Below are 7,256 nucleotides of genomic sequence, written 5' to 3' on the forward strand. Positions count from 1 at the left end.
ACAAGGAATGTGCCGAGGGAGAGCAGCAGCAGCGAGCCGGCCCAGATGCCGGCAGCACCCGCGATGCCGCCCGCCACGCCAAGCAGCGCACCCAGCACGAAGCCCGCCCGCCTGCCGACACGGCTCATCCAGATCGAGGCCGGGAAAGTCGCGGCCGCAGTGCCCAGAAACATCGCCGCGATCGGCATGGTGGCGAGTTCGGGCCGAGCGGCGATATGGCCGCCGGCCAGCCCGCCCACTGTCATCACCATCACCGACGCCGTCTGGAACAACGCCTGCGCGCTGGCGAGCAGGAACACCTGCCTGTACATGGATGCGCGCGACATCAGAACACTATCACCTTGTCGCCGGCAATGGTCTTGGCTGCCAGCGCGGCATCGGCCGCCAAGAACACCGTGACCATGTTTTTCAGGTCAGCCTTCGCGAGCGCACGGGCCAGCCGCAAGGCGTTGTGGCTGCGCTCGGAGCCAAAGGGAGGATCGTTGAGAATGATGAGCCTGTTCACGGGCGTTGCTCCTCCCAGAGGCGGTGTGCTATCATACGTTCAATAATTATGTTGAATGAACTAACGTGATCATGGCCACTCTGTCAATCGGCAACCCCAAGCAGGCGCTTTACGAGCAGTTCGCTGCCGTGGCGAAGGCGCTCGGCAACCCGCAGCGGCTGGAATTGATCGAGCACCTGGCGCAGGGACCGCGCAGCGTCGATGCGCTGGCGGGCAAGCTCGGTCTGCCGATCGCCAATGTCTCGCAGCACCTTCAGGCCCTGCGCCGGGCCGGCCTGGTGACGGCCGAGCGCAGCGGCAAGTTCGTCACCTACCGCCTTGCCGACGACAGCGTGCTGGCCGCCTTCGCTGCGATCCGCCTGGTCGCAGAGCGCCATTCGGCCGAGGTGGAGCGCGTGGTGCGCGGCTGGTTCGACCGTCACGACGACATGGAACCGGTCTCGCGCGAGGAACTGGCGGCACGGATGAAGGACGGCCTCGTCACGGTCATCGACGTGCGTCCGGCCGACGAGTTCGCACTCGGGCATCTGCCCGGCGCGGTCAACGTCCCGCTTTCTGAACTTGAGAGCAGGCTGCCGGATCTCCGGACCGACTGCGAAATCGTCGCCTATTGCCGTGGCCCCTGGTGCGTGATGTCCTTCGAAGCCGTCGCCGAGCTTCGCAGGCGCGGGTTCAGCGCCCGACGCCTGGAAGACGGCCTGCCGGAGTGGCAGGCAGCCGGGATGGCGGTCGAAGTGGCGGGGTAGAGTGACCAGCCCATCGACTGCCATTGAGCGCTATCATCGTCGTGCCTCCATCTCGGTCATGAAAGGCCAATTCCTGAGCGCCCGGAAACGGACATTATGTTGAGTTCGTCTCGGGCGGCTGCCGTTGGGAGTTTGTCGACAGTTATTTGCGAAGCGCCTTAGCTCAACCGCGCTTGACTGCGCAGGCACTCGACCGCTGCTTCAAGCAACTTTTCATCAGGTTGCAGTGTGCCCCATTCCTTCCAAAAGTCTCGTGTGGCACTGTCGGGCTTCACTTGAGGCTGATCGAGCCTGATCCGAGTAGGAAGCAGGACAGCATCGCCAAGCAAGAGAGCCTCGCCAGTATCGAGTAATGGGAGCATTGCCGTCAAACCGACGAGAGAGTCCGGCATCAGCCGTTTTATAACGTTCTGATCGCTATCGTTTGTCAGCCTAAGAGCAAGGAAGTTGTTGCACTGTGAAAGGATCGTGCGGCTAACGTCGGAAGGACGTTGGCTCACCACCAGCAAAGAAAAGCCGTACTTCCGGCCTTCCTTGGCGATGCGCTCAAAAGACCAAAGCGCCTGCCGCTGCACGGCATCGGCATCGTCTTTCACCGGAAGATAGAGGTGCGCCTCGTCGCACAGCAGTGTGATAGGCGTGCGCGATTCCGCGTTCATCCAGAATTGGACATCGTAGAGCAGGCGGGCAAGCGTGCCGGTAACGACTGGGAGGACATCGGCAGGAACCTCAGAGAAGTCGATGATCTTGATACCATTGCCGGTGTCTGCACGGAGCAGTTTAACGATTTGCTTCGCTAGCCATCCATAATCGAGCGCCTCAGCGGGCGGCGAGAACATGAACCCGTATCTGCGATCATCGAGCTTCGCTTCCAGACGGGAGATGAAGCGAGTAAGCTTATCTTCCCATTCACCCTTCACGGGCCCTGTTTTTCCGACGCCCTTTGTGATGTTGTCTGTCCTCAAGCGCGCAACTAGATCCTTGACCGCATAGGGGATAGGTGAATCGACTGTAAAGGTCTCTTTGACCTTCATTTTTCCCGATGCATCTAGAGTTGCGCCTTTAAGATCGCGGACGTGAAGTGTAAAGCGCGACGCCTGATTTGGAGCGTTCTGATCGCTTCGATCTAAGATCATCGATAGCATCTCATCGCGGTTGAGGAGCCAGTAAGGCAGGAACAGAACGTCGTCTTTGGGAACTGCAAGGTCACCGGGGCCAGCGATGCGGAAGCGCTGCGCGAAGCCGTCTTTACTCTTGTCTGCAAGGGGTTCGTACTCCCCGTGCATGTCGAAAACGACGATGTTGGGGAACTTCAGCTTGGCGGCGCGCTCAAGGATGAGAGCGACTGCCCAGCTCTTGCCAGAACCGGTGCTGCCGAGAATTGCGGCATGGCGCTGGAAGAAGCGGTCGCCACTTGCAATTGCTTCAGCGCTCCGATCGGCGACAAATGTACCCAGTTTCAATCGCTCATTGTCGGAGAATCCGGCGCCCAGGATCCCCATGAACCGCTGAAGATTGCCGCCTTCGATGACGAAACAATCCCGATCGATCTGTGGGAAGCTATCCGCGCCGCGCTTGAAAGTGTCGGTCTTGTCGCCATCGACAGTTCGATAGGTGCCAATCACGAAGGCCTGCATGTGATCGGCAGGAGACACCGTTAGGGCGCCAAGCTCCCCATCTTCGGGATCAGGAAGCTCTTCTCGAAGTGAGCGGGTGACCCGATCGGTCATTCCGATCAGGAATTCCGCCTGTGTTGCACCTTTAATCGCAATGAGTTGGCCGATCCCAACGCGTGTCAGCATTTCGGAATTTGTGACATCTATGGCGACGCGACTGGTGTCGACACCGGCCACGCGTCCGATTTGGTCGTTCTCTGTGAATTCAAGCGCCGGACCGGTCATTGCGATAGAACTCCCTTCACGAATCCATCAAGATCCCAGTAGTCGATACCTGGGTAGAATTTTTCCGTACCATCAATGATGAAACGGGCGCCGACGGTTCCGTTGTCTTCGTGGAATTCCGCCGCTATCACGTTCTTATTTTCGATCGCTATTTCCCGCGCCTTGGGGGATAGCGCATAGGTCAGGATTACCGTCCTCACGCCCGATTTGATGCGTGGTGTAAGGTGGGTCTCCAAGTGATCATCGTTGAACCCGTAGCCGATGATGAGGAAACGGCGCGCTTTGTCGATAGCGTCGTTCCCTTTTTCACGATGCTTGTCGAACGGGCTCTCATAGCCGCTGCGAAACTTGTTCAGCCCCGGCGTGATGATCAGCCGGGGTAAGGGCAGTGCTCCGGAATAGCGGACCGGGTTTCCCTCACGATGGTACCAGTCTAGGCTACCATGAGGCTTGAAAACATTGGCCTTTGAAGCAAATTTGTATCGCACGTTCTTGCCCACCAACTTCACGTGCCGGCAGAAGCTCCAATAGCTATCTTCGGGATCGAGCCGAGCAGCGAAATGGCCACAAAACATAGTATCTACGCCCAGACCGGCTTCCTCGCAGGCCAGTTCAGCGAGGCGATCATAGTTCGTCGTCACGATTGGAATACCGGTACTCGGCTTCAGCAGATGCGGAATAAGCTTGGTCAGCCGAAGCATCCTCGTTTTGTTGAAAACTTCCGCGATAATACTTGCCTCGAAGGTGGCAATGAAGTCGCCAGTACTCTGCACGATGGCAGCCTCAAGGGATGCTGTGGGTGCATGTTTCAGCAGCGCGGCTTCAAGACCATCGGTCTCGATCAGGGGGTGTATGTCCTCCCAGAGCTTCGTGTCTTCCAAGGACAGGCTAGCCGGTATGTGGGTCACGAGATGGTGCCCGAGCGCAGCCATACCGGGAACGCCCTCCGCACAGGACAGTCCAGAACCGACCACTAGAACGAGGCCATCGCCAAGGTGTTCTTGAAGCTGCTTTTTTAACGCACCTAGTTCCACGCCCCGCCCTTTTGCCCCAACACCGGCCTCAAATACGGAATACATTGTGCCGCTGGAGACCGGCAAGTGCGCTGTGCGCATGCGCTGGCCTGCCCCTCGTACTACTAATTAGATTCCGCCGACCAAGACGCAACTCAAAACCGGCCACTCGTCATGTCGCAGCCAACTTCCGTTCACTGCTCCTATGAAGACCTTCCGCGGCATTTGGCTCTTGAGCTGCGGAACCCCGCCGACGGTGTGTCCTACGACGAGATATCCCGCGACTTTCCAGTATTTTTACGCCACCCTACGAAGGTGCCGCCGCGCAGCGCCCCCTGCAGCAGGCGCGGCAGCGCCGGTTTACGCTGTGCTGCGCCGAGGCTTGATGCGATGCGCCCGAACCCGCCTGTGATTCCGCCCCTCCCTGCGTCACGCTGGTGCCTGCGCGGATCCTGCCGCGCGAGGATCGGAACGGGACGATGGCACGGCAAAGGGGGACAACGGCGGAACAGCTTCGAGTGGTCGCAGAACCGGCCCGGAAGTCCGCCGCACCCCTGCCCTCTTCAGATCCACGCCTTGTCGAACTGGTCCGCCTGCTGGCCCGGCGCGCGGCGCGGGATTTCGTCGAAGCCGAGGAGCGCGAGGGGCGCAACCAATATCCCGACTGACCAGGAGGCCCGCAGATGAAGGTCGCGATCTACGCCCGTTATTCCTCGGACCTGCAGCGCGAGGCCTCGATCGCCGACCAGTTCCGCATGTGCCGGCTACGGGCCGAGAAGGAGGGCTGGCAAGTGGTCGAGGAATATTCCGACCATTCCATCTCCGGCTCCAGCATGATCCAGCGTCCCGGCCTCCAAGCCCTGGTCATGGATTCCGCGCGCGGCCGCTTCGACATGGTGCTGGCCGAGGCGCTGGACCGGATCAGCCGCGACCAGGAGGACATCGCCGGGATCTACAAGCGCATGCGCTATGCCGACGTAAAAATGTTCACGCTGTCGGAGGGCGAGATCAGCGAGCTTCACGTCGGGCTGAAGGGCACGATGAATGCGCTGTTCATCAAGGACCTGGCCGACAAGACCCGCCGGGGCCTGCGCGGCCGGGTCGAGGACGGCAAGTCCGGCGGCGGCAACTCCTACGGCTACGACGTGGTGAAGCGCTTCGATGCCCATGGCGAGCCGATCCGCGGCGACCGCACGATCAACGAAGCGCAGGCCGCCGTCATCCGCCGAATCTTCGCCGATTACGACAGCGGCCTCTCCTCGCGCGCCATCGCCATGACGCTGAACCGCGAGGGCGTGCCCGGCCCGATGGGCCGGGAATGGGGGCCGTCGACGATCCACGGCAACCGCGAACGCGGTACCGGCATCCTCAACAACGAGCTCTATGTCGGCCGCCTCGTCTGGAACCGGCTGCGCTACGTCAAGGATCCCGACACCGGCAGGCGGGTCTCTCGGCTCAATCCGGAATGCGAATGGGTGACACAAGAAGTCCCGGACCTACGCATCGTCGACCAAAACCTCTGGGACGCCGTGAAGGCCCGGCAAGGCGAACTGGCGTTCTCGACCCGCAGCCGGCCAAAGGGCAATCCGCTGAACGACCGACGGCGCCCGAAGCACCTCTTCGCCGGCCTAGTCAAATGCGGCTGCTGCGGCGGCGGCTACTCGATGATCTCGAAGGATCTTCTGGGCTGCTCGACGGCGCGCAACAAGGGCACCTGCGACAACCGGGTCAATATCCGTCGCGACGCACTCGAGGCCTCGATCCTCAACGGGCTCAAAAAACACCTGATGGAGCCGGAGCTGTTCAAGGAGTTCTGCACCGAGTTCACCAAAGAGGTGAACCGGCTGCGGATGGAGCGCGGCGCCGATCTGATTGCCATGCGCGACGAGCTTCCCCGTATCGACCGGGAACTGTCGAAGCTGCTGGCCGCGCTGAAGGCCGGCGGCCCGATCCAGGCCATCGTCGACGACATGAAGCGGCTGGAAACCCGCAAGGCCGAGCTGACGGAGAAGCTGGCCAATGCCGACGAGCCGCCGCCCCTGCTGCATCCGAACATGGCGGCGCTCTATGCCCAACGCATCGCCGAGCTTTCCGAGAACCTGCGGCACGAGGACAGTCGCGCGCAGGCGGCGGAGATCCTGCGCTCGCTGGTCGATCAGGTGACGCTGGTGCCGGCGGACGGCGAACTGGCCATCGTGCTGCGCGGCGATCTCGGCGCCATCCTGCGCTTCGCCGCGGGCCGAAAGAACCCCGATTTCCTGTCGGAAGCCGAGGCGCTGGACAATCTTCTGGGTCAGATGGCGGTATCGCGGAAGCCCGCGCGCGGACAGCAAAAAACCTCCGCGCTTAATGCTACGGAGGTTTCGCAATTATCGTTGGTTGCGGGGGCAGGATTTGAACCTGCGGCCTTCAGGTTATGAGCCTGACGAGCTACCGGGCTGCTCTACCCCGCGGCAGGGCTTTCTCTGTCGTTTTTCTCGTTTAGAGAGATCTGGCTCGCTTCTTTTCAGGTCTGGCGGTGACCTACTCTCCCACGTCTTTTGACGCAGTACCATTGGCGCGACGGCACTTAACGGCCGAGTTCGGGATGGGATCGGGTGTTTTGCTCGTGCTAAAGCCACCAGACCGGAAAAGGAGCGAGATCGGCGTTTTCCGGCTCATTTTTGGGAGCTGGAAAGACATTGTCCAAGGATGCTTTTGGAAGCGACGGGCCGGCTTGCGGCTGGTCTGTCTTCTTCCGGATCAAATCAAGCCAATCGAGCGATTAGTACCGGTCAACTGAACGCATTGCTGCGCTTACATCTCCGGCCTATCGACGTGGTGGTCTTCCACGGCTCTCAAGGGATACCTTGTTTTGAGGGGGGCTTCACGCTTAGATGCCTTCAGCGTTTATCCTGTCCGTTCATAGCTACCCAGCACTGCCCTTGGCAGGACAACTGGTCCACCAGTGGAACGTTCACCCCGGTCCTCTCGTACTAGGGGCAACTCCTCTCAAGTATCCTACACCCACGGCAGATAGGGACCGAACTGTCTCACGACGTTCTAAACCCAGCTCACGTACCTCTTTAAATGGCGAACAGCCATACCCTTG

General features: G+C 60.5%; 6 protein-coding genes, 1 tRNA gene, 2 rRNA genes and 1 pseudogene. 3 read left to right on the forward strand and 7 right to left on the reverse strand.

Annotated elements, in window-relative coordinates:
* Both AQY21_RS00415 and AQY21_RS00420 read right to left on the reverse strand, forming a co-directional pair.
* Positions 1-326 (reverse strand): annotated as a pseudogene (locus AQY21_RS00415) (MFS transporter); the annotation flags it as partial.
* The gene (locus AQY21_RS00420) at positions 326-505 is read right to left on the reverse strand and encodes a DsrE family protein (RefSeq protein WP_058095941.1); all 180 of its coding nucleotides are present in this window, start codon (positions 503-505) and stop codon (positions 326-328) included. The gene AQY21_RS00420 and the pseudogene AQY21_RS00415, both read right to left, overlap by 1 nt.
* A gap of 71 nt (positions 506-576) precedes the next feature.
* Between AQY21_RS00420 and AQY21_RS00425 the strand changes: the two genes are divergently transcribed.
* Positions 577-1,251 carry a metalloregulator ArsR/SmtB family transcription factor gene (locus tag AQY21_RS00425; RefSeq protein ID WP_203416306.1) on the forward strand — a complete coding sequence of 225 codons (675 nt, stop codon included), beginning with the start codon at positions 577-579 and terminating at the stop codon, positions 1,249-1,251.
* Positions 1,252-1,409: 158 nt separating this feature from the next.
* Here AQY21_RS00425 and AQY21_RS00430 read toward each other — a convergent pair whose 3' ends face one another.
* Complete coding sequence (locus tag AQY21_RS00430) at positions 1,410-3,152, reverse strand: ATP-binding protein (protein WP_058095942.1); 1,743 nt, start codon at positions 3,150-3,152, stop codon at positions 1,410-1,412.
* The gene (locus tag AQY21_RS00435) at positions 3,149-4,267 is read right to left on the reverse strand and encodes an SIR2 family protein (RefSeq protein WP_203416302.1); all 1,119 of its coding nucleotides are present in this window, start codon (positions 4,265-4,267) and stop codon (positions 3,149-3,151) included. The genes AQY21_RS00430 and AQY21_RS00435 overlap by 4 nt, the downstream gene beginning before the upstream one ends.
* A 416-nt stretch (positions 4,268-4,683) precedes the next feature.
* On the opposite strand from AQY21_RS00435, the gene AQY21_RS00440 reads away from it, so the two are divergent.
* A complete protein-coding gene (locus AQY21_RS00440; protein WP_203416304.1) occupies positions 4,684-4,833 on the forward strand; it encodes a hypothetical protein in 150 nt (49 codons plus the stop codon).
* A gap of 15 nt (positions 4,834-4,848) precedes the next feature.
* Entirely contained in the window at positions 4,849-6,585 is a 1,737-nt protein-coding gene (locus AQY21_RS27140) for a recombinase family protein (protein WP_082657852.1), read from the forward strand.
* Here AQY21_RS27140 and AQY21_RS00455 read toward each other — a convergent pair.
* The 3 genes from AQY21_RS00455 to AQY21_RS00465 form a co-directional block, all read right to left on the reverse strand.
* Positions 6,542-6,618 (reverse strand) — tRNA-Met (locus tag AQY21_RS00455). The genes AQY21_RS27140 and AQY21_RS00455 overlap by 44 nt on opposite strands.
* Before the next feature lie 57 nt (positions 6,619-6,675).
* A 5S ribosomal RNA gene (gene rrf / locus AQY21_RS00460) occupies positions 6,676-6,790 on the reverse strand.
* A 118-nt stretch (positions 6,791-6,908) separates the two neighbouring features.
* A 23S ribosomal RNA gene (locus AQY21_RS00465) occupies positions 6,909-7,256 on the reverse strand; the annotation flags it as partial.

The sequence above is a fragment of the Paracoccus sp. MKU1 genome, assembly GCF_001447385.1.
Classification (GTDB): Bacteria; Pseudomonadota; Alphaproteobacteria; order Rhodobacterales; family Rhodobacteraceae; genus Paracoccus.

Coding starts and splice junctions, on each gene's coding strand:
- AQY21_RS00425 (WP_203416306.1), top strand. CDS start 577: ATGGCCACTCTGTCAATCGGCAACCCCAAGCAGGCGCTTTACGAGCAG.
- AQY21_RS00430 (WP_058095942.1), bottom strand. CDS start 3,152: ATGACCGGTCCGGCGCTTGAATTCACAGAGAACGACCAAATCGGACGC.
- AQY21_RS00435 (WP_203416302.1), bottom strand. CDS start 4,267: ATGCGCACAGCGCACTTGCCGGTCTCCAGCGGCACAATGTATTCCGTA.
- AQY21_RS27140 (WP_082657852.1), top strand. CDS start 4,849: ATGAAGGTCGCGATCTACGCCCGTTATTCCTCGGACCTGCAGCGCGAG.